Annotated in this window: 16 protein-coding genes; 11 read left to right on the plus strand and 5 right to left on the minus strand. The window is 36.5% G+C overall.

The features are described from left to right. The 3 genes from O0955_RS05835 to O0955_RS05845 all read left to right on the plus strand — a co-directional run. The coding region (locus O0955_RS05835; protein WP_269426604.1) for a T9SS type B sorting domain-containing protein at positions 1–2,320 on the plus strand (2,320 nt) is incomplete at its 5' end. Positions 2,321–2,423: 103 nt separating this feature from the next. Beyond that, positions 2,424–3,311 (plus strand): PorP/SprF family type IX secretion system membrane protein, encoded by an 888-nt coding sequence (locus O0955_RS05840; RefSeq protein WP_269426605.1) that lies wholly within the window; start codon positions 2,424–2,426, stop codon positions 3,309–3,311. Between the two features lie 56 nt (positions 3,312–3,367). Beyond that, entirely contained in the window at positions 3,368–3,679 is a 312-nt protein-coding gene (locus tag O0955_RS05845) for a helix-turn-helix domain-containing protein (RefSeq protein ID WP_269426606.1), read from the plus strand. 96 nt (positions 3,680–3,775) lie between these two features. Here the strand turns inward: O0955_RS05845 and O0955_RS05850 are convergent, their stop codons facing one another. Then, the gene (locus O0955_RS05850) at positions 3,776–4,117 is read right to left on the minus strand and encodes an antitoxin YezG family protein (RefSeq protein WP_269426607.1); all 342 of its coding nucleotides are present in this window, start codon (positions 4,115–4,117) and stop codon (positions 3,776–3,778) included. 175 nt (positions 4,118–4,292) lie between these two features. Between O0955_RS05850 and O0955_RS05855 the strand changes: the two genes are divergently transcribed. Beyond that, positions 4,293–4,925 (plus strand): TetR/AcrR family transcriptional regulator, encoded by a 633-nt coding sequence (locus O0955_RS05855; protein WP_269426608.1) that lies wholly within the window; start codon positions 4,293–4,295, stop codon positions 4,923–4,925. A gap of 127 nt (positions 4,926–5,052) precedes the next feature. Here O0955_RS05855 and O0955_RS05860 read toward each other — a convergent pair whose 3' ends face one another. The 4 genes from O0955_RS05860 to O0955_RS05875 all read right to left on the minus strand — a co-directional run bounded on the left by O0955_RS05860 (position 5,053) and on the right by O0955_RS05875 (position 7,507). Further along, complete coding sequence (locus tag O0955_RS05860) at positions 5,053–5,364, minus strand: hypothetical protein (RefSeq protein WP_269426609.1); 312 nt, start codon at positions 5,362–5,364, stop codon at positions 5,053–5,055. A gap of 189 nt (positions 5,365–5,553) precedes the next feature. Next, a complete protein-coding gene (locus O0955_RS05865; protein ID WP_269426610.1) occupies positions 5,554–6,045 on the minus strand; it encodes a hypothetical protein in 492 nt (163 codons plus the stop codon). 303 nt (positions 6,046–6,348) lie between these two features. After that, on the minus strand, positions 6,349–6,852 hold the full coding sequence (locus O0955_RS18240) for a PH domain-containing protein (RefSeq protein WP_487362610.1): 504 nt from the start codon (positions 6,850–6,852) through the stop codon (positions 6,349–6,351). Between the two features lie 118 nt (positions 6,853–6,970). Continuing rightward, on the minus strand, positions 6,971–7,507 hold the full coding sequence (locus tag O0955_RS05875; RefSeq protein WP_269426612.1) for a hypothetical protein: 537 nt from the start codon (positions 7,505–7,507) through the stop codon (positions 6,971–6,973). A 111-nt stretch (positions 7,508–7,618) separates the two neighbouring features. Between O0955_RS05875 and O0955_RS05880 the strand changes: the two genes are divergently transcribed. The 7 genes from O0955_RS05880 to O0955_RS05910 all read left to right on the plus strand — a co-directional run bounded on the left by O0955_RS05880 (position 7,619) and on the right by O0955_RS05910 (position 20,397). Continuing rightward, positions 7,619–9,880 (plus strand): peptidase domain-containing ABC transporter, encoded by a 2,262-nt coding sequence (locus O0955_RS05880; protein ID WP_269426613.1) that lies wholly within the window; start codon positions 7,619–7,621, stop codon positions 9,878–9,880. Positions 9,881–9,883: 3 nt separating this feature from the next. Beyond that, a complete protein-coding gene (locus O0955_RS05885; protein ID WP_269426614.1) occupies positions 9,884–11,203 on the plus strand; it encodes a putative HlyD family type I secretion protein in 1,320 nt (439 codons plus the stop codon). Positions 11,204–11,381: 178 nt separating this feature from the next. After that, positions 11,382–13,736 carry a TonB-dependent receptor gene (locus tag O0955_RS05890; RefSeq protein WP_269426615.1) on the plus strand — a complete coding sequence of 785 codons (2,355 nt, stop codon included), beginning with the start codon at positions 11,382–11,384 and terminating at the stop codon, positions 13,734–13,736. A 6-nt stretch (positions 13,737–13,742) separates the two neighbouring features. Further along, positions 13,743–14,849 (plus strand): PepSY-associated TM helix domain-containing protein, encoded by a 1,107-nt coding sequence (locus O0955_RS05895; RefSeq protein ID WP_269426616.1) that lies wholly within the window; start codon positions 13,743–13,745, stop codon positions 14,847–14,849. 199 nt (positions 14,850–15,048) lie between these two features. Beyond that, positions 15,049–15,876, plus strand: a complete 828-nt coding sequence (locus O0955_RS05900; protein WP_269426617.1) for an ion transporter — start codon at positions 15,049–15,051, stop codon at positions 15,874–15,876. Positions 15,877–16,541: 665 nt separating this feature from the next. Further along, the gene (locus tag O0955_RS05905) at positions 16,542–17,153 is read left to right on the plus strand and encodes a TlpA family protein disulfide reductase (protein ID WP_269426618.1); all 612 of its coding nucleotides are present in this window, start codon (positions 16,542–16,544) and stop codon (positions 17,151–17,153) included. 1 nt (position 17,154) lies between these two features. Further along, positions 17,155–20,397, plus strand: coding sequence for a SusC/RagA family TonB-linked outer membrane protein (locus O0955_RS05910; protein ID WP_269426619.1), 3,243 nt, complete (start codon positions 17,155–17,157; stop codon positions 20,395–20,397).

A 20,397-nucleotide genomic window follows, 5' to 3' on the forward strand; every position in this document is an offset into this window, starting at 1 on the left:
TAAGGATGTCACCAAACCGGTAAAACCAGTACTGGCAGATGTAAGTGGGGAGTGCAGTGCTACGGTAACGGCTCCAACGACCACAGACAATTGTTCAGGTACAATTACGGGTACGACCAGTGACGCTTTAACTTATACCACTCAGGGTACACATATCATCACCTGGACTTTTACAGATGCTGCAGGTAACGTGGAAACGGCTACTCAAAACGTAATGGTTAAAGATCTCACCAAACCGGTAAAACCAGTACTGGCAGATGTAAGTGGGGAGTGCAGTGCTACGGTAACGGCTCCAACGACCACCGACAATTGTTCGGGAACGCTTACAGGCACGACCAGTGACGCTTTAACTTATACCACTCAGGGTACACATATCATCACCTGGACTTTTACAGATGCTGCAGGTAACATCGAAACGGCTACTCAAAACGTAATCGTTAAAGATGTCACCAAACCGGTAAAACCTGTATTGGCAGATATAACAGGCGAGTGCAGTGCTACAGCAATGGCTCCAACGACCACCGATAACTGTTCAGGCACGCTTACAGGCACGACCAGTGACGCTTTAACTTATACCACTCAAGGTACACATATCATTACCTGGACCTTTACAGATGCTGCCGGTAACATTGAAACCACTACTCAAAACGTAATGGTTAAAGATGTCACCAAACCGGTAAAACCAGTATTGGCAGATGTAACAGGCGAGTGCAGTGCTACGGTAACGGCTCCAACGACCACAGACAATTGTTCGGGAACGCTTACAGGCACGACCAGTGACGCTTTAACTTATACCACTCAGGGTACACATATCATCACCTGGACTTTTACAGATGCTGCAGGTAACATCGAAACGGCTACTCAAAACGTAATCGTTAAAGATGTCACCAAACCGGTAAAACCTGTATTGGCAGATATAACAGGCGAGTGCAGTGCTACAGCAATGGCTCCAACGACCACCGATAACTGTTCAGGCACGCTTACAGGCACGACCAGTGACGCTTTAACTTATACCACTCAGGGTACACATATCATTACCTGGACTTTTACAGATGCTGCAGGCAACATCGAAACGGCTACGCAGAAAGTGATTTTAACAAATATAAAAGCGCCAATAGTTACCATTGTTTCGCAACCAACTTGTGCAACAGCTACAGGAAGTATATTGATTAGTGCTTCAGCTGGAGTTACATATAGTGTTGATGGTGGGGCTTATAGTGCAAATACAAGTTATATACTTACTTCAGGAGACCACGTAGTGAGGGCAAAAAGCACGGGTGGCTGTATTAGTGAATTTACTAGTGTAATTATTAATGCGCAACCAGCAGCACCTTCGGCAACAATTTCGTATGGCCAAACTGAATATCAGGCAACAGGTACCGCAAATGTAATTCATACTGGTCAGGCTGGTGGTACATATAGTGCCAGTCCTTCAGGATTAAGTATTAATGCAGCTACAGGAGCAATAAATCTTGGTTCAAGTACACCAAACCAAACTTACATGATAACCTACAATTTTAGCAACGGATCCTGCTCTGGATCAACTACAACAAGTGTTAAAATTAATTCGGTACCAGCAACTATTAGCTATGGCAAACCAGCATTCTGTGCTACAGGAATAGTATCTGTTACCCGTACCGGACCAACAGGAGGTGTTTATACAAGTAACAACACCGGATTAAAAATTAATTCTTCAACCGGAGAAATTAATCTGACATCCAGTACACCGGGAAATTATGTAGTAACGTACGAATATAAAAATGGTTCAATCACGGCAAACACAACAACAACCATTACTATAAATGCAATGCCTGTAATTGGCATCACCAGCAATTTGGGATTAGAGATATCAAAAGGAGATATCGCCACTTTAACTGCTAGCGGAGGTACAAGTTATACCTGGACCGGAACTGATATCCAAAGTGGGCAGAATACAGCGATACTAACCGTTAGACCTAAAACAACAACTACATATACCGTAATTGCAACAAATGCAAATGGATGTAGTGATGCAATGCAGATTACAATTAAAGTGAAGGAGGATTTAAAATTAATTCCTAATAACGTAATCACACCAAATGGTGATGGTAAGAATGATACATGGGTAATTAAAAATATTGATTACTACCCGAACAATAAAGTAGGTATTTATGATCGTGCGGGACGATTAGTTTATAGTAAAAAAGGATACACCAACGATTGGGACGGAACGCTTAACGGAAACCCTTTAAGTGAGGATGCTTATATCTATGTAATAGATATGGGTACTGGAGTAGGACTAATCAGAGGAACCGTTTCTATTATCAGAGATTATAAATAACTAATTAATTTATAAAAAAGGGAAGCTGCACATTTTTAGGAATGTATACGCTTTGAGATTTAGATAAGCCTAAATCTCAACCCTTTTCTTTAAAATCAAAAAAATGAAAAAAACTAAATATATCATGATTGCAATAGGAATATTGCTGATGAGTAAAACATACGGACAGCTTAATCCTATGGGAAGCATGTATTACCAAAACCAATATCTGGCTAACCCGGCAATGGCGGGTGTAGAACAAGGATGGGAACTAAATGGAAGTTATAAAGCCCAGTGGACTGCCATAAATGGCGCACCGTCCATGCAGGCTGTAACAGCAGCGTATGGTGCGCCAAATAAAAATGTAGGTATAGGCATCAACTTTTACAATGAAAGCGCTGGTGTTATTCGTCGTACAAGTATAAAAGGAACTTACGCCTATCACATCGCTTTAAACAATAAGACCAGCTTTATAGATTTTGGATTATCTGCCGGAGTTATGGATGAGTGGGTTGACTTTAACAGGGTAGTAGGCGATTTAGGAGACCAGAGCCTGTATAATTTTAATCAGCGTAAACTTTATTTCGACGGAGATTTTGGCGTTGCTTTCAGAACACAGCAATTAACAGTTCAGGGAAGTTTACCCAATTTAAAACGATTGTTTGACCGTGATTTGCAAAGAAATGTAGCGGACAGATTTTTATACCTGGGCGCAGTGAGTTATAAAATATATAACGAAAGTGGAGCAGTAAGTGTAATTGAACCTAAATTTATGTATCGTGGAGTAGAAAACTATAAAGATATAATTGATCTAGGTGCACAAGTTCAATTTTGGGGCGATAAATTAATTATGAACGGCATGTATCATAGTACAAACAGTGTAACCATTGGAGCCGGTACTGTATATAAAAATCAACTAAGTATTTTATGTCAGTATACAACCAACACTTCCGATTTGCAAACCTATAGTAACGGAGAATTTGAAATTGGCTTAAAATACAATTTCAGATAAATTATGAATTTTTGATTTAAAAGAGGATTAGTAAGCATAAAATTTGTTGTAAGACCATGCCAGATATGAATTTGAAGCAGAAACAGCCGGCTAACATAAATGATATTATGAATGCGCTTAATGAATATATGGAAGGAAATAATATCGAAAGTGTATGTAAGATATACGGCATCGATACCTCAACATTTTATCGCTGGCATTCCCGTTACGGTATTTTTGCAATGAAATATTATCAAATGAAAGCTGAATATGAGCATCTGAAAAAAATGTATCAGGTACTATTTGAAAGTCATGAAACACTTTACGAAATATTAAATACAGCAAGCGAGTTCAGAAAGAAGCCTGAAGAAAAAAATCAAGATTTATAATCATTATATTAATTCTTGTCAAAAAATTTCTTCAATACCATATTTGGATAACCAGTACAAAACCGAATCATTTAAAATTATGGATTGTAATATTAATTACCCTATTGAGAGCCGTTCTATTTCATCCTGTAAGTCCTGATCCCAAATAAACTCCATATCAAATTCCCCCGCAAATTGTAAAGAAAAAATAGCCCTGTTCCATTTATTACGCCCATCTTCAGTTGTAATTTTATGAAGCTCTAAAAGATCAAATGTTAATTGGAAATCAAATTCATCAACATCTAATTGTTTTTTCTCATTAACATTAAAATAACTTCCTGTAAAACTAACCATTTCACCAATTACCTCAATGTATAAAACGGCTTTTGTCCATTTTTCATTAATCACCAGGTTAATGTTGGCGGCAATAGATTTATAAATTTCATCTACTGTTTTCATGCTTTTAATTTTGAATATTGTACAATAAAAAAACTGGTATTTTTTAAAAATAATCTGCTTATTGAACAGGTTATTGATTAAATGTCTGCAGAATTTTGCAAAACAGCTAAACTTTTATTTCAATGTTTGAATAATACTTTGAAAAATTGCAAATTGCAAATTAAACTGAAACGAAATGCCGAGAAAGATTACCGATGGTCCGCTTAGAAATAAAGACAGAACAAAAAAGAAACTAATAGATTCTGTAGGTAGTATTTTAAAAAAAGAAGGCTTTGCCGGCTTAAACATTAGTAAAATTGCCGCAAAGGCAAATTTAGACCGGAAACTGATTTACGACTACTTCGGTGGAGTAGAAGGACTGATAAAGGAGTATTTAAATACTAAAGATTACTGGAAAATCAGTTCTAATGATGTAGAAGATATTATAGAAAATGGCAAGCTTGATTTTGGTAAAGAATTTTCTAAATCATTCTTAGAAAAGCAGTTTGATGACCTGATGGAGAATGCCGAAATGCGCAGGATTATTACCTGGGAATTAAGTGAAAATTCGAAACCCCTGAAAGAACTGGTACTAAACCGAGAACAATTGGGAGAAAGGATATTAAGTCAGGTTACAGATGAATATTTTAAAGATAAAGACAAAAACTTCAGAGCAATAGAAGCCATTCTGGTTAGTAGTGTTTATTTCCTTACCCTGCAAGCACATATGAACGGAAGTACCTTTTGTGGAATTGACATTAAACAAAAAGAAGGACAGGCAGAAATCAAGAAAGCATTAAAACAAATTATAGACTGGGCTTATACTTAAAATGCCATTAATCGTAAATTAATAATAAGATCAACCACAAAACAATTTAAATATTAGATGTTCTAATCTTAAATTGAGGCAAAAGTACAACCAACTGACGCCTGATAATCAAATCAGTATTAATTTATTATTTATTTTGAGGGAGTCGTGTAAAAACTCTTAAAAGCTTTAGTATTGGCTCGTCTTGCGAGTACAAAATCAATGTATCTTTATTAACTAACATGATTTTGGTTTTTAAATTTCCTGAAATCAAATTACTATCTACTGATATCTCATAAGTGCTGGATTGGTTTAAAGAGCTTGATAAATTACCTGTATTATCTTCCATTTTTAGAATTCCATCTTTTTCAAAAATAAAATTCACAGACTCTGAATTACGTCTTCTTTTATCTTCATTTAATAATTTGATTTTGCCCTCATTAAAATTTTCCGATATCATTTGTTTTTGTCCGTACCACTTGCCATAAATTTTAGGGTAAAGTGTGCTCTGTTTATCTTTGCATGACACAAAAAATAAGCATAAGAAAAAAAAAGTAAGATATTTTTTAGCATTGAAATTATTATTAATAGAGAAATGCAATACTTTAAAGGTAAACTAGTCACCCGTTCCTGTTAAGCTAATTTGCAATTAGTTCTCTTTTGTATATGTTGTTTTGAGCAATAATTCTTGATGTCCTGGAAAATTTTCAGTCGCAACTTCTAATGTATCCATCGTCACTTTTAATATTTTCAAGTTATATCCCATATCACTTTCAGTAAAATAAGGATCTCTAATATAAAACCCCTGTCTTCCATGAGATAAGTAAGAACCATTTTCTTTTACAATATTTATAACTTTAGGAAATATGTCATTTGTATATCGAACATACTGCCCGAACTTTAATTTCTCACCTAAGACGTCTTTATTATCTCTAAACCCTTCTTTCTTAACTAAGATCCAAGAACCACTTAATTTTTCTCTGATTGATTTTTTGCTTAAATCTTCTATTATGATATTATATGCAACTAAATAATAGTTAATGATTAAAAACAATAAAAAAAATGAAAGGATCATGTAGAACAAACCGTATATAATTTTCTTTTTATTTGTTGGGATGTCGTGATCATAATAACCTGTCATTATTCAATAAGTTAATACTTATGTTTTAGATATTGATTTACTTATGATATTTATTCCAAATCTTTTGAGTGATAAAGCCTAAAATAATAGAATCAATTATGTAGTTTACCGTAAGTAAATAACCATTAAGTTTTACACCGTAAGAGTCTCTTAAAATTATTAGCGGGTAGGACAAAATCCTAATTAAAGTAGTAAATATATTTGACACAGGAGTATCTTTATTATGATTCATAGTCCATACTGCATATATAATAAGAATCAAAATAATATAAAATAAGACAAATAAAAAGAAACTCTTTTTTCTCATGGCAAAATAGCAAATAGTCTTTTGTGATAACTCATTTTATTTTCCTGAAAGTACCTGTTAAGACTTCCAATCTCAGGATAAAGTAGGTTATTAATTAGAATATCATCATTTATAGTCTTAATAATTGCATAATTATATTCTTCCCAAGTGTATCCCCCTAAAGAATAACCGTATTCTATATTTGAAGCTGACATATATAGGTCTATTTTTACAATATCTTCTTTAGTAATTGAACGCTCTTTTTTATCCTTATAATACACTTCTAATAAATTTTCACTTATTTTAATAGACATGTCCTTTGCCTGAGTATAATAAGTCCAATGCAGATAAATTGATGGGGAAAGAAAAGCAAATATGAAGATGGAAGTAGCAATAATGCTAATTTCATAATGATTAAATTGCTTAAAGAAAGCAAAAACGACAAATGCTATATACAGACCTATATACAGAAAGTTATTTTTTATTAACCTATAATGATCTTTTAAAGTTACACTTAGCATTCTTAGGGCATTGGTAAGCCTCCATTACCATAATTATTAGCGAAGTCTCCCCAAATTTGATTTAAAGACTCTCTAGCTACATCATAAGACCATTCTGCTCCAAGAGTTGAAGCTGCTATTAATGTTCCAATAGTATTCCGGGAGGCCCTCCAACAGCACTTCCTGCAATAATCGACATTGTAGTTCCAGTTGTCTTAATACTAAATCTGACTGCGTCCATGTTACCTTGATTATTTTGGTAATGGTCATATAACGCTACGGAATCAAAAGTAAAGCCCGCAGTCTGCGCAATGATGCTTAGCTTTCCAAACATCTTTAGGGCGGCGATATTATTTGTGCTGGCGGCTATTATTGAAGCCTCATCTGCAAGAAAACCAAGGCTTTGAAATCCTTGAGCATATTGCTGTATACCTCCTCCTGATCCTTCTGTGGAAGAACCACCACCGCTGCTCGTACCAAATATAAATGATCCGCTGTTGTAAGCGATTCCACCATAAAAATTTGACCAATCAAACCCATCTGGAGTTATTATAACTGTACCTAAGTCGCCGCCGTTAATATCTTCCGTTCCTCCTTTTAGAGAAGCTGTTTTTGTTAATGGCAAAATTTCATATTGTTCTGCCAATTGAGAAAAATTTAAGATAGATTTTTTCATTATTGTAAATTTGATTGATGACCCAATGTTATAAAAATAAATTCGAAAAACAAATTTTTTTGTAATAAAAAATACGAAGTTTGTATAATAAATTATTTTTTTAATTTTAATATGTCATTAAAAAAATTCCCAATTGATAGACAATTGGATGTTATGGATTGTGGACCTTCATGTCTTAAAATGGTTACCGGATATTATGGGAAATTTTATTCACTACAATTTTTAAGGGATAAATGTGGAATTACAAGGGAAGGCGTATCTTTTTTAGACTTAAGCCAAGCTGCAGAAGAAATAGGATTGAGAACGCTCTCCATTAATTGTAGTGTTGGTGACTTATTATATAAAATCCCGTTACCGGTAATTGTACATTGGGATAACAGCCACTTTGTTGTAGTATACAAGGTGAAGGGTAAAAGGAGTGATAAAGATCAGGGCAAGATGAGCGGAACTATATATGTTTCCGATCCGGCCAAAGGTCATATTAAATATGATCTACAAGAATTTGCAGCTAAATGGATTAAAGCAGGAAGCGATAAAGGCGTGCTGATGGCTTTAGAGCCTCAGGCTGATTTTTATCAGAGACAGGGCGATGAAAAGTTAGAAAGGAAGAAAACTTTTGAGAATTTTATTGGCTACTTTTCTCCATACAAAAAGAGTTTCGTCAATTTATTTGTGGTAATGTTGTTGGTCACCATCTTACAAGGGCTATTGCCATTTATCAGTAAGGCCGTTATCGATGTAGGTATACAAACCCATGATGTTGATTTTATCAATATCGTTTTAATTGCCAATGTCGCAATTATTGTAAGTGTAATGCTCAGTAATCTGGTACGTGATTGGATTTTACTTCATGTAACCTCCCGTGTAAACATAGCCCTCATTTCTGATTATCTTATTAAACTGATGCGTTTGCCCATTACCTTTTTTGAAAACAAGATGACCGGTGATATTTTGCAACGTGCTCAGGATCATGAACGCATTCGAAGTTTTATTATGAACAATTCACTCAACATGATTTTTTCTGCTTTAACTTTTGTGGTTTTTGGGGTGATCATGTTCATTTATAACCCTATTATATTTTATATTTTTTTAGGCGGTAGTGTAATTTATGTAGCATGGGTGATGGCTTTTTTAAATATCCGAAAGAAATTAGACTGGGAATATTTTGATCTGGTGAGTAAAAACCAAAGCTATTGGGTAGAAACCATTGCGAGTATTCAGGATATTAAAATAAACAACTACGAAAAACAAAAACGATGGAAATGGGAAGACATACAAGCCCGTTTGTATAAAGTTAATTTAAAGGTTTTAAGCATTACCAATACTCAAAATCTCGGTGCCCAGTTTATAGATAGTTTAAAAAACCTGCTGATTACTTTTTATTGTGCGAAAGCCGTTATCAATGGCGAAATCACTTTTGGGGTGATGATTTCTACCCAGTTTATTATCGGGATGTTAAACGCACCCGTGGTACAGTTTATTCAGTTTATCATCTCCTTTCAGTTTGCTAAAATCAGTTTTTTAAGGTTAAATGAAATTCACCAGCTGGATGATGAGCATGATAACGTAGGCACCAACAACGCAGAGCTACCTGAAAACAAAAGCTTGGTTATAAACAATGTTATGTTTCAATATACGCCAAATGGTAAAATGGTGTTACAGGGAATCAGGTTGGTTATTCCTGAAGGAAGAGTGACAGCCATTGTTGGCGATAGTGGCAGTGGTAAATCTACCCTTTTGAAGTTACTGCTTCGTTTATATAAACCGAGCTATGGCGATATCATGATTGGCAGCATGAATATTAATAACATCAGTTTAAGGCAATGGCGGGATAAATGTGGGGCGGTTATGCAGGACGGTAAGATCTTTAATGATACCATTATGAACAACATTGTGTTGGATGATGAAAAAATTGATTACGACAAATTGAAGAAAGCCTTACATACGGCCAATATCGCACAGGAAATAGAGCAATTACCCTTAGGTTATCAAACCATGATGGGCGAACAGGGCAGAGGATTAAGCGGTGGCCAAAAACAACGGATATTGATTGCACGTGCCCTATATAAAAACCCTGATTACTTGTTTTTTGATGAGGCCACCAATAGTTTAGATACCATTAATGAACAAAAGATTGTAGCCGCGTTAGATGATGTGTTTAAAGATAAAACGGTTATTGTAGTTGCCCACCGGTTAAGCACCATCCGTAAAGCAGATCAAATTATTGTTATGCAGGGAGGCACCGTAGTAGAGATTGGAAACCATAACACTTTAATGGAAAGAAAAGGACGTTATCATCAACTGGTACAATCACAAATGGATTTAACCAGTACAATTGCAATGGAAATCCCTAAAAACCTCAACGAAAATTAAGGAATGATGAATGACGAAAAATTATACTTTCCTAATCAAAGAACGGAGGAAGTACAACATATTATAGACAGGATGCCAACACGCTTTGGCTTTTGGGTTTCAGCAATCGTAGTTTTTCTGTTTATACTGCTGTTTGTTTTTGGCTGGCTGGTTCGCTATCCGGATGTGGTAAACGGACAGATCAGTATTAACGCCAGTAGCGCTCCATTAAAGCTAATTGCTGGTAGCAATGGTAAATTAAAGCTTAATGGGATTAAATCTATGGACGAAGTTAAAGAAGGACAAGTACTAGCGTATATAGAGAATCCAACTAACCCAACCAGTGTAATTTATGTTGATAGCTTACTTAAATTATTTAATCCAAATACGGATAATATCTTAAACATCAGACAGAAATTACCTCACAACTTTTCATTAGGAGAGTTGAATGCCAAATATTATGCATTTGCCAATAGCCTGCAGGAGTTTATCAATTATAAACAAGACAGGCTTTTAGATAAGCAAGCACAAAACTATATCGCTTTATTAAATGAGCAGAGAAATTCTATTTCCACCGCTACTAAAAGAGTAGAGATGGCCAAAAACAGTTTAATCTATGTTCACAAATTTTATAGCAGGGATTCGACACTATATACTAAAAAAGTAATCAGTGAATCTGAACTGGATAAAACACAAATGAGTTATTTATCCAGTAAAGATGGATTACAAAATGCCATAAACAATTTAATCAACACTAAACAAGCTGCACAACAAACGGAAAGCAAGATTCAGGAGTTAGGCATACAAAAACCTGAAAAGGAAAAAGAATTACAAATTAGTCTAATTTCTACCTATAATGATTTAGTGGATAATATTAAAAGTTGGGAGCAGAAATATGTTTTTAAAGCCCCATTTAGTGGAAAAGTACAATTCTTAAAGTTTTACAATGAAAACCAATTTGTACAGGCAGGCGAGCAAGTATTTACGATAGTGCCAGCAGCTGAAAAGGCATTTGGGCAGGTTGTTTTACCCGCACAAGGCAGTGGTAAAATTAAAACAGGACAGGAAGTAATTGTTAAGCTGGATAATTACCCCTATATGGAATATGGTTCGATAACAGGCCGGATTAAATCAATCTCGCTAACCACCAATACCACCAAAACAGAAAAAGCAGATGTAGAAACCTATATGGTATTAGTTGATTTTCCTAATCAGTTAAAAACCAATTATGGAACAAAACTTGATTTTAAGGCAGAGGCTAAAGGTTCAGCAGAAATCATTACCAACGACAGGCGTTTAATTCAACGTTTATTTGATAACCTTAAATACATTTTGAAAAAATAATTTAAATAATAATCTGTAATACAACTTTGTTAAAATTAAATCCACATCACCATACAACTTCATTTTTAAGCCTGTTTAATTTTCCTTTAAAAGGAGTATTGCAGATAAGCCCAATTCTTTTTAATTTATTATTTTTAATCAGTCTAAATAATGTTAGCTTTGCCGAAATTTAAATTTCATGAGGCAGTTATACATTAAACTTTTTATTACAGCGCTTTTCATTTTATCCTCTGTTCAGCTTTTTGCACAAACCAGCACAGCCACCATCAACGGTTTGGTTGTAGATTCTTTAGGAAATAAAATTCCTTATGCCAATATCCAGATCCGGAAATACAAACTTAAAACAACCAGCAACCAGGCAGGCGAATTTTCGCTGGCAGGCGTACCAGCCGGTATACAGCAAGTTAGAATTTCGAGCACCGGATTTAATCTGCTGGAACAAAATATAACGATTACAGCAAATGATACAACGCCGATTACTTTTACTTTAAAGGAACAAAGTGAAGGCCTTAATGATGTGATTGTATCCGCAAGCCGTCGTCCCGAATCCTTATCACAAACCCCATCATCGGTAACAGTTTTAACTGCTAAAGAATTAAATACACAATCTGCCATTAGTCCTAATTTAGCCAACATTCTGTCTTACAGTGTACCCGGTTTAGGTTTTTCAACCAATCAGACCGGAAATTCAGGTCAAACCCTGCGGGGCAGAAACGTATTGGTACTAATTGACGGAATTCCGCAATCTACTCCTCTAAGAGCAGGTGGAAGAGACATTCGCAGCATCGATCCATCGGTTGTAGATCGGGTGGAAGTGATTAAAGGAGCCACAGCCATTTATGGTAATGGTGCCGAAGGCGGGTTGATTAATTACATCACTAAAAAAGCTGATCAGGGTAAATCTTTCGGAGCTTATACTCAAGCCGGAATAACAGGCAACCTGAAAGGTGACAGCACCATAGGTTATCGTTTTTCGCAGCAACTATATGGCAAAGCCGGAAAAATGGATTTCCTGGTAAGTGGCATGTACGAAAAAACAGGGGTATACTGGGATGCAGAAGGTTTGGTTATTTCGCCTGAATATGGGCTCGGAGAAACTAAATCTTACAACGGTTTTGCTAAGGTGGGTTATAACTTTACACCGAAACAAAGGTTACAGCTGATGTATAATTATTTTAGTTCCAGACAGCATTCGTTATACATCACTAAAGAAGGTGTTTATGGTCAGTCGCCAGCCATTGGTATTCGTGGTGTAAGGCCAGGAGAAGATGAAGGTACCCGCTTTAATCACAATGCCAATTTACAATACACCAATCAGCAAATTTTTAGTAAGACCGATCTTACCGCCAATCTATATTATCAGGATTTTTACACCATTTATTCTAATTCAGCATCCTTTTTCGGAAGCGGTCAATCGGCCATTACTTCTACCAAGAAAGGTGCAAGGATAAATTTAAATACACCATTAAAAATTTCAGAACAAGTATTAATGCAGCTTAATTATGGGTTGGATTTAATGAACGATAAAACGGCACAAAGTTTAACCGATGGTCGTTTATGGGTGCCAGATATGAATATGGTAAACTTTGCACCTTATTTACAGGCTTCGGCAACATTATTTAATGATTTAACCATAAAGGGCGGTTTAAGAGCCGAAAATATCAACATTGATGTAGCCGATTTTAACACACTGGCTACAGGTGCTAATGGTGCCGGTAGTATTGCGGTTAAAGGAGGAGAACTTAATTACAATGCACTGGTATTTAATGCAGGTGCCCGCTATTCTAAATATAAATTTTTTAACCCTTTTATCAGTTATGCACAATCCTTTTCCGTATTCGAACTGGGCAGGGTACTGCGTGCAGCAAAAAGCAATACCTTATCACAACTGGAAACCAAGCCCATTATTGTAAACAATTACGAGGCCGGTTTTAGCAGTACACTAGGCAGGCTTAATTTTAGTGCCGCTTATTATTACAGCACCTCTAAACTAGGCGCTAACCTGCTTGAAGTGAATGGCACTTATATTTCGCAAAGAATACCAGAGCGGGTATACGGTTTCGAAATTCAGGCCGATTATCAGGTATTAAAAACGCTGAGCATTGGGGGTAATTATGCACAGGTAGAAGGTAAGGGTGATGTAGATGATGATGGTAATTTTAATGGCGAAAAAGATGTTTACCTGAACACCACCCGTGTACCCCCTTCAAAAACAACGGTATACCTTAAATATTCAGGGGTTAAGCACCTAAGTATTGATGTAAACTGGATGCGGGTAGGTAATAGAGATCGTTTTAAACCGAATGCGGCTACAGGCAAATACCTAATTGGCGAAGGCCCTGTAAAAGCATTTAATTTATTTAACCTTGCTGTGGCTTATCAGATTACCCCACCTTTAAAAGTATCTTTAGGGGTAGAGAATTTGTTAAATAAAGTTTATTATCCCGCTATATCTCAGTTTTATGGCAGCAGTATAAATTATGTAAGAGGAAATGGCAGAAGATTTAATTTATCACTGGGTTACGCTTTTTAAGAGCAGATGAAACGGAAATTTAAAAACATAATCAGACAAATACACCTCTGGCTGGGCCTTGCTACAGGTTTGGTGGTCATTGTTATTGGTATTACCGGGGCCTTATTTGTTTTTGAAGAAGAAATAAGAGCACTTACACAAGAAGATTTTCGTTTTGTAACCCCGCAAAATAAACCCTTTGCCGGCCTGGATAAAATTATTTCCAGTTTTGAGCAGTCAGCAAAGGGCGACAAAATCAGGGGCATCCGGATAAATGAACAATTTCCTAATGCTGCAGTTGAAATAACTACCAAAAAGAGTATGGTTTATTATTACAATCCATACAATGCCACATTGATCAAAAAAGGCGGTTTAAACTGGCTGGATGTTGTACAGCATATCCACACTTCGTTATTGTTGGGTAAACCTGGCGAATTTATCATCAGATGGTCTGTCGTTATTTTTGTGCTGATGCTGATTAGCGGTTTAATTTTATGGTTTCCGGGACAAATGCGATTGTTAAGGCAATCGTTAACCATCAAAAGAAAAGCCTCTTTTAAACGGTTAAATTACGATTTGCACAACGTTTTAGGCTTTTACGCCTCCATTGTGTTGCTGGTTACGGCATTAAGTGGTTTATATTTTGCCTTTAAAGAAGTAAAAACAATGGCAAGCTTTTTTACCGGAGCAAAGTTAAATCCGGGTAATAAAGTAAAAGATTCAAAAACAATTAAACTCGATTCACTGCCACTCAGGTATCAAAAAATATATGCAGAAGCAAAGCTTAAATACCCAGGTGCAATAGCCACCAATTTATCTTTAAGGGGAAAAGATGAACTGAGACTTAGAATGATTTATCCATATCGCTGGGTACGCAATCAAAATACCTTTTTTTATAAGGAACAAACCGGAGAAATGTTAAGGGCTAAATTCTATAGTCAAAACAATGGTGCCGATTTAATTGAAGCCACCAATTACGATTTACATACCGGAAAATTGCTGGGACTGCCAGGTAAAATACTTTCTTTTCTGGCAAGTTTAATTGCGGCCAGTCTGCCCATTACGGGTTTTATCATCTGGCTTAAAAAAAGAAAAAAACCAGCAAAAAAACTGTCGAAAAAATTAGTGGACTGAAAACATAATTATTATAATGCTCAGCTTAGGATGACAGATTGGTATTGTATTTTTTTATTTTCAGCCGTCATATTAAGCCTGTCGAAACGCTTAAAGCATCTTTATAAAGAACAAATACAGGAAAGCAGTTAAAAACATAAATTTAATGCCTGTGTTGTTATCTTTATAAAATTGAAATACAGATCAGGTAAACATTAATATGGCAGAATCCAAAGAGAAAGATTGGCGGTTTAAATTACATGAGGTTATTTATGAATCAAATAAGCCGGCAGGAAAAGTTTTTGATGTAGCTTTGCTCATCGCCATTCTAACCAGTATAATCGTAGTCATGTTGGATAGCGTAGTAAGCATTCACAAGCAATACGGTACATTGTTCAGCCACCTGGAATGGATTTTCTCCATTCTGTTTACCATCGAATATATTTTAAGACTTATTTGCATCAAAAAACCTTTAAGTTATGTATTAAGTCCACTTGGTATTATTGACCTGCTTGCCCTGATCCCTTCCTATCTGAGTATCTTTTTTATTGGGGCTCAGTCTTTACTTGTTTTCAGGGCGCTGAGGTTACTTCGTGTTTTCCGTATTTTTAAACTGGGCCACTTTTTAACAGAAATTAATTTTCTAACACAAGCTTTAAAAGGGAGCGTTAGAAAGATCAGTATATTTTTATTAACCGTATTAACGCTGGTGGTTATTCTCGGATCAATCATGTACCTCGTTGAACAGCGTGAAAATGGCTTTTCTAATATCCCTGAAAGCATTTACTGGGCCATTGTAACCATTACTACAGTAGGTTATGGCGATATTTCACCTGTTACACCAATCGGGAAGTTTGTTGCTTCTGTGGTGATGTTGATTGGTTATGCCATTATTGCGGTGCCCACAGGTATTCTTACCCATGATTTAGCCATGGCGTCCAGATTGAAAAAAGAACTGCCCGAATCTTGTCCGTCATGCAGTAGAGAAGGACATGATACCGATGCCGAATTTTGTAAATTTTGCGGTGCACCCTTATTCAGAGATTAAAAAATAGACCAGATACAGTTTTATTTCTTCAATAAACTACCCTGATAACCTATACAGGGATATTGGATATTTGATAAAAAAATATGCGGTTATTTATAACCGCATTCAGAAAAATATAATTACATTTGATTTATAATGATTAGGTATTAATCCGAGTCTTGTTACTGCATTTTCTGACGCCGTAGAACAAGACAGCAGTTTTAATACCATATCTATATTAGGTATGCTATGCATATTGAAATAGATGTGGGGCTGCTGTAAATCCATGTTACATAAGGCGTCAGAAACTTTAAGCAGGCAAGGTATGCAGTTCCACATGTATTGTGAGCCTTGCGTTCCAACAAGACTCGTACCATTAAAATACGGGCAATGAACAAGTTTAACAGCATTATTGATTTTAAATTACCCGTAAAAAACGGGTTTTGCTGTTATGATCTTTGCCCAATATTCATCCCATCCATATGTTTACCACATCCCGTTCAATCTCAAAAGCAATTATTCAAACTGATTATTAAAAAACCAGTTTGAATAACTGCTAATCTGATTCTTTAGAAACATTGCCCTGCAAATCAAAAGCAACTGGTTTTTAACCAGAGGTGGTTTGCTATGGCTAAAAAATAAGTGTTTCTGGTTTCTATCATTTAATCAACTAACCAAATAAACATATGCGAAAAATATCAAATTTCATCGCCCGGGCATCGCTTTGCCCTAAAAAAAGCATTATAAATTTAATGGCCGGAATGGTTCTGCTGTTTATGGCTTTTAATTTAAATGCGAATGCACAGGATTCAGGCAAGGATAAAAGTACCTTTAAAATTGGAGATCGTTTGCCTGATCTTTTGTTCCATAAAGTACTTAATTACAAAGACTCCACCGTTCGCTTATCAGCCTTTAAAGGTAAAGTTATCCTGCTCGATTTTTGGGCCACCTGGTGCGGCAGCTGTATTAATGGTTTCCCCCATGCAGATGCCCTTCAAAAAAAATATGGGAAAAACCTTCAGGTATTGATGATCAACCCCTCAGGCCGGGATACTCCGGCTAAGGTAGAAGCCTTTCTGACTCAACAAAAAAAGGAGTTGCCGGGTTTTTCTATTCCGCTCATTATTGGCGATTCCACTCTTAAAGTTTTATTTCCGGTGCAGGTAATTCCGCATTACATCTGGCTGGGTGCCGATAGGCGTATTAAAGCCATAACCGAACAGGAAGAAGTAACCACCGCCAATATAGAAAGATTAGTGGCCGGCTTATCTATTAACCTACCCTTAAAACAACGATAACATGTATACGATTCTTTTTAACGCTTTGTCCAAAAGGCAGCAATATATACAGATAATACTTTCTGTTATATTTTTATTGCTTGTGTTTAACGCTTCGGCACAAGTAAAACCACCTTTTACCATTAAAGGAAAGGTAACGGATTTAGATGGTAAGCGGATTTCTGTCTCTGTTCGCAGTGCGAAAAGTGGCATGGCCGGAACCGACGAGGATGGCAATTTTACCTTGCAGATTAAAAGGCTCCCGGATACCCTTTGGTTTAGTGCAATTGGATATGTTTCTATTTTTAAATCAGTACTCCGTAACGATTTTATAAATGTACGGATGACACCAAAAATTGAACAATTAGAAGAAGTATTGGTGCAAACCGGTTATCAAAGCCTTAAACCCAATGAAATTAATGGAACCGTTTCTGTAATTAATGAACAGGCTTTAAATAGCAGGGCAGGAACAAACATTCTGGACCGACTGGCCGGACAGAGTAGCGGGTTACTTTTTAATGTTGGCAAAAGCAATGGGAATCCCCAAAGCAATCTCAACATTAGTATACGCGGGCTTGGAACAATAAATGGCCCATTAGACCCACTGATTGTTTTGGATGGCTATATTTATGAGGGGGATATCAACAACATTAATCCAAATGATATTGATAATGTAAGCATTTTAAAAGATGCCGCTGCGGCATCAATTTGGGGTGCAAGGGCAGGTAATGGAGTAATGGTAATCAGCACCAAAAAAGGAAAATTAAATCAGCCTCTGCAAATAGGATTTAATGCCAGTGCAATGGTGCAGGCCAAACCCGATCTTTTTGCCATCAGAGAAATGAGTGCATCTGATTATATTGAAGTAGAACGTAAACTTTTTAACAGCGGCTATTTTGATAATCAAATTGCTCAAAGCCCTTTTCAGGCACTTACTCCTGCAGTAGAAATTTTATTTGCTCAGCGTTCTGCTAAAATTTCAGCAGCACAGGCCAGCACTATGCTTGCTGATTTAGCTAAAAACAATACGCAGCAATCTTATTCAGATCATTTTTATACCCAGGCCATTACCCAGCAATATGGACTAAATATAAAAGGCGGGGGTAATAAAAATACCTATTTCCTTTCTGCAGCTTACGATAAGCAGAAAGGAGAAACTTACACAACGGCTGATAAACTTAACATCCGTTTAAGCAATGATTTTAAGTTGCTTGATAAACTTACTCTGGCTACAAATGTTTATTTCACTTCGTTAAAAACAAATTCAGGTCGGCCAGTTTATAAAACAATTGGTATTGGTAACAGATTTCCGGTTTATCTTTCTTTTTTAGATGCAGATGGAAATGCAATAGAGGTTGCCCGAAAATACAGGAGCAATTATATCGATACCGCAGGTAATGGCAAGCTGCTTAACTGGAAATATTATCCGGCCGAAGATTACAAGCATTCCACAGTTGCAAAATTACAACAGGAATTATTTGCAAGTGCCGCTTTAAAATATCAGTTGCTTAGTTATTTGAGTTTGAATTTAAGCTATCAGTATCAGAAGCAAAATACAAACAGTAAAGCTTTTTCTGATCCGGAAAGTTATGCCGCCAGAGACCTGATTAATACTTACAGCCAGTTAAACCGAAGTACCGGGGTGGTTAAATATATTGTGCCCCCAGGTGGAATACAAGACGAGGACATTACCGATATAGCTTCTCAGACCGGACGTTTCCAACTTAACTTAAATAAAAATATTGGTGTACATGTTATCAATGCTATAGCAGGAGTGGAAGCCCGGAATGTTGAAACAAATGCGAGTGGGGTAACCCGTTATGGTTATCGGGAAGATCCGCTTTATTTCTCACTTATTGATCCTGTAACAAGTTATCCTGAATTTTTAGGCGGTGATTACAGCCAGATTAGCACAGATGGCACTTTACTGGCTACGCATTACCGGTTTGTAAGCCTGTACGCAAATGCAGCCTATAGTTACCGGGGTAAATATTCCATTTCAGGAAGTATAAGGAGGGATGGTTCTAATATTTTTGGAGCCAATACCAACGATAAATGGAAACCACTTTGGTCGGCAGGCATTGGCTGGTCACTCTCTAATGAATCTTTCTATAATGTTGAATGGCTTCCGTTTTTGAAATTATCCGCTACTTTCGGGTACAGCGGTAACGTTGATTTAACCAAAACTGCGTCGGCCGTAGCCAGTTATCTTACTTATCCCGTAACCGGATTGCCTTTTACCAGAGTTTCGAACATTAATAACCCCAACCTTAAATGGGAACAATTATCACAGTTCAATCTTAAAGTAGATTTTGCTTCACCAAAGGAAAGGTTAACGGGATCAGTGGCATGGTACCTTAAAAAGGGTAGCGATTTATATGGAGAAGCACCTTACGACTATACAACATGGGGCGCCAGAGGTGTACTGGTTAGAAATATAGCCGATATGAAAGGTTACGGAGTAGATGCAGAATTACACAGTCAGAATGTAGCCACTGGTACTTTTAAATGGAATACCGATTTGTATCTGAGCTACAATGCCAGTAAAACTGTTAAATATTACCGGGAACAAGGCTCTGATTTATCTGCATTGTTGTCTTCAGGATCAAGTATTACACCAGTAGTTGGAAAACCACTTTATGCAATAGCCCGTTACAAGTGGGCAGGCCTGGATGCTTCGGGGAACCCGCAGGGTTATCTAAACGGAAAGGTAAGCACCAATTACAGCGCCATGCAGATTGAGGCTTTCACCACCGGAAATAATCTCGAATACCTGGGTGCTGCAAGTCCAACGGTCTTTGGTTCTTTTATCAATACTTTTAAATATAAAGCATTCAGTATTTCGTTAAATTTTTCTTACCGTTTGGGTTATTATCTTAGTAAATCCTCTATAAACTACGGTAATCTGGTTACGTTTGGGCAAGGGCATGGCGATTATGAAAAACGCTGGCAAAAGTCAGGGGATGAAATTTTAACCAATGTACCTGCTTTTGTGTATCCTGTTAATCAGCCAAGAGATGCTTTTTATCTTGCATCGACCATCAATGCGATTAAAGGCGATAACATCCGGCTCGATTACATTAACCTGAGTTATAAATTTAACACAGCAAGCTGGCACTTTCCTTTCCGGAACCTGGAAGCCTATGCCATTGTACAAAATTGTGCTTTGGTATGGAAAGCAAGCAAAGAAAATGTTGATCCCGATTATGCAGATGTAATTCCACCTGCAAGGCAGTTTAGTTTTGGTTTAAGAGGTAATTTTTAA

The sequence above is a fragment of the Pedobacter punctiformis genome, from assembly GCF_027213715.1.
In the GTDB taxonomy this organism is placed as follows: domain Bacteria; phylum Bacteroidota; class Bacteroidia; order Sphingobacteriales; family Sphingobacteriaceae; genus Pedobacter; species Pedobacter punctiformis.

Excerpts from the sequence above, each read along its gene's own strand:
- O0955_RS05840 (WP_269426605.1), top strand. The coding sequence starts at position 2,424 with ATGAAAAAAACTAAATATATCATGATTGCAATAGGAATATTGCTGATG.
- O0955_RS05845 (WP_269426606.1), top strand. The coding sequence starts at position 3,368 with ATGCCAGATATGAATTTGAAGCAGAAACAGCCGGCTAACATAAATGAT.
- O0955_RS05850 (WP_269426607.1), bottom strand. The coding sequence starts at position 4,117 with ATGAAAACAGTAGATGAAATTTATAAATCTATTGCCGCCAACATTAAC.
- O0955_RS05855 (WP_269426608.1), top strand. The coding sequence starts at position 4,293 with ATGCCGAGAAAGATTACCGATGGTCCGCTTAGAAATAAAGACAGAACA.
- O0955_RS05860 (WP_269426609.1), bottom strand. The coding sequence starts at position 5,364 with ATGATATCGGAAAATTTTAATGAGGGCAAAATCAAATTATTAAATGAA.
- O0955_RS05865 (WP_269426610.1), bottom strand. The coding sequence starts at position 6,045 with ATGACAGGTTATTATGATCACGACATCCCAACAAATAAAAAGAAAATT.
- O0955_RS18240 (WP_487362610.1), bottom strand. The coding sequence starts at position 6,852 with ATGCTAAGTGTAACTTTAAAAGATCATTATAGGTTAATAAAAAATAAC.
- O0955_RS05875 (WP_269426612.1), bottom strand. The coding sequence starts at position 7,507 with ATGAAAAAATCTATCTTAAATTTTTCTCAATTGGCAGAACAATATGAA.
- O0955_RS05880 (WP_269426613.1), top strand. The coding sequence starts at position 7,619 with ATGTCATTAAAAAAATTCCCAATTGATAGACAATTGGATGTTATGGAT.
- O0955_RS05885 (WP_269426614.1), top strand. The coding sequence starts at position 9,884 with ATGATGAATGACGAAAAATTATACTTTCCTAATCAAAGAACGGAGGAA.
- O0955_RS05890 (WP_269426615.1), top strand. The coding sequence starts at position 11,382 with ATGAGGCAGTTATACATTAAACTTTTTATTACAGCGCTTTTCATTTTA.
- O0955_RS05895 (WP_269426616.1), top strand. The coding sequence starts at position 13,743 with ATGAAACGGAAATTTAAAAACATAATCAGACAAATACACCTCTGGCTG.
- O0955_RS05900 (WP_269426617.1), top strand. The coding sequence starts at position 15,049 with ATGGCAGAATCCAAAGAGAAAGATTGGCGGTTTAAATTACATGAGGTT.
- O0955_RS05905 (WP_269426618.1), top strand. The coding sequence starts at position 16,542 with ATGCGAAAAATATCAAATTTCATCGCCCGGGCATCGCTTTGCCCTAAA.
- O0955_RS05910 (WP_269426619.1), top strand. The coding sequence starts at position 17,155 with ATGTATACGATTCTTTTTAACGCTTTGTCCAAAAGGCAGCAATATATA.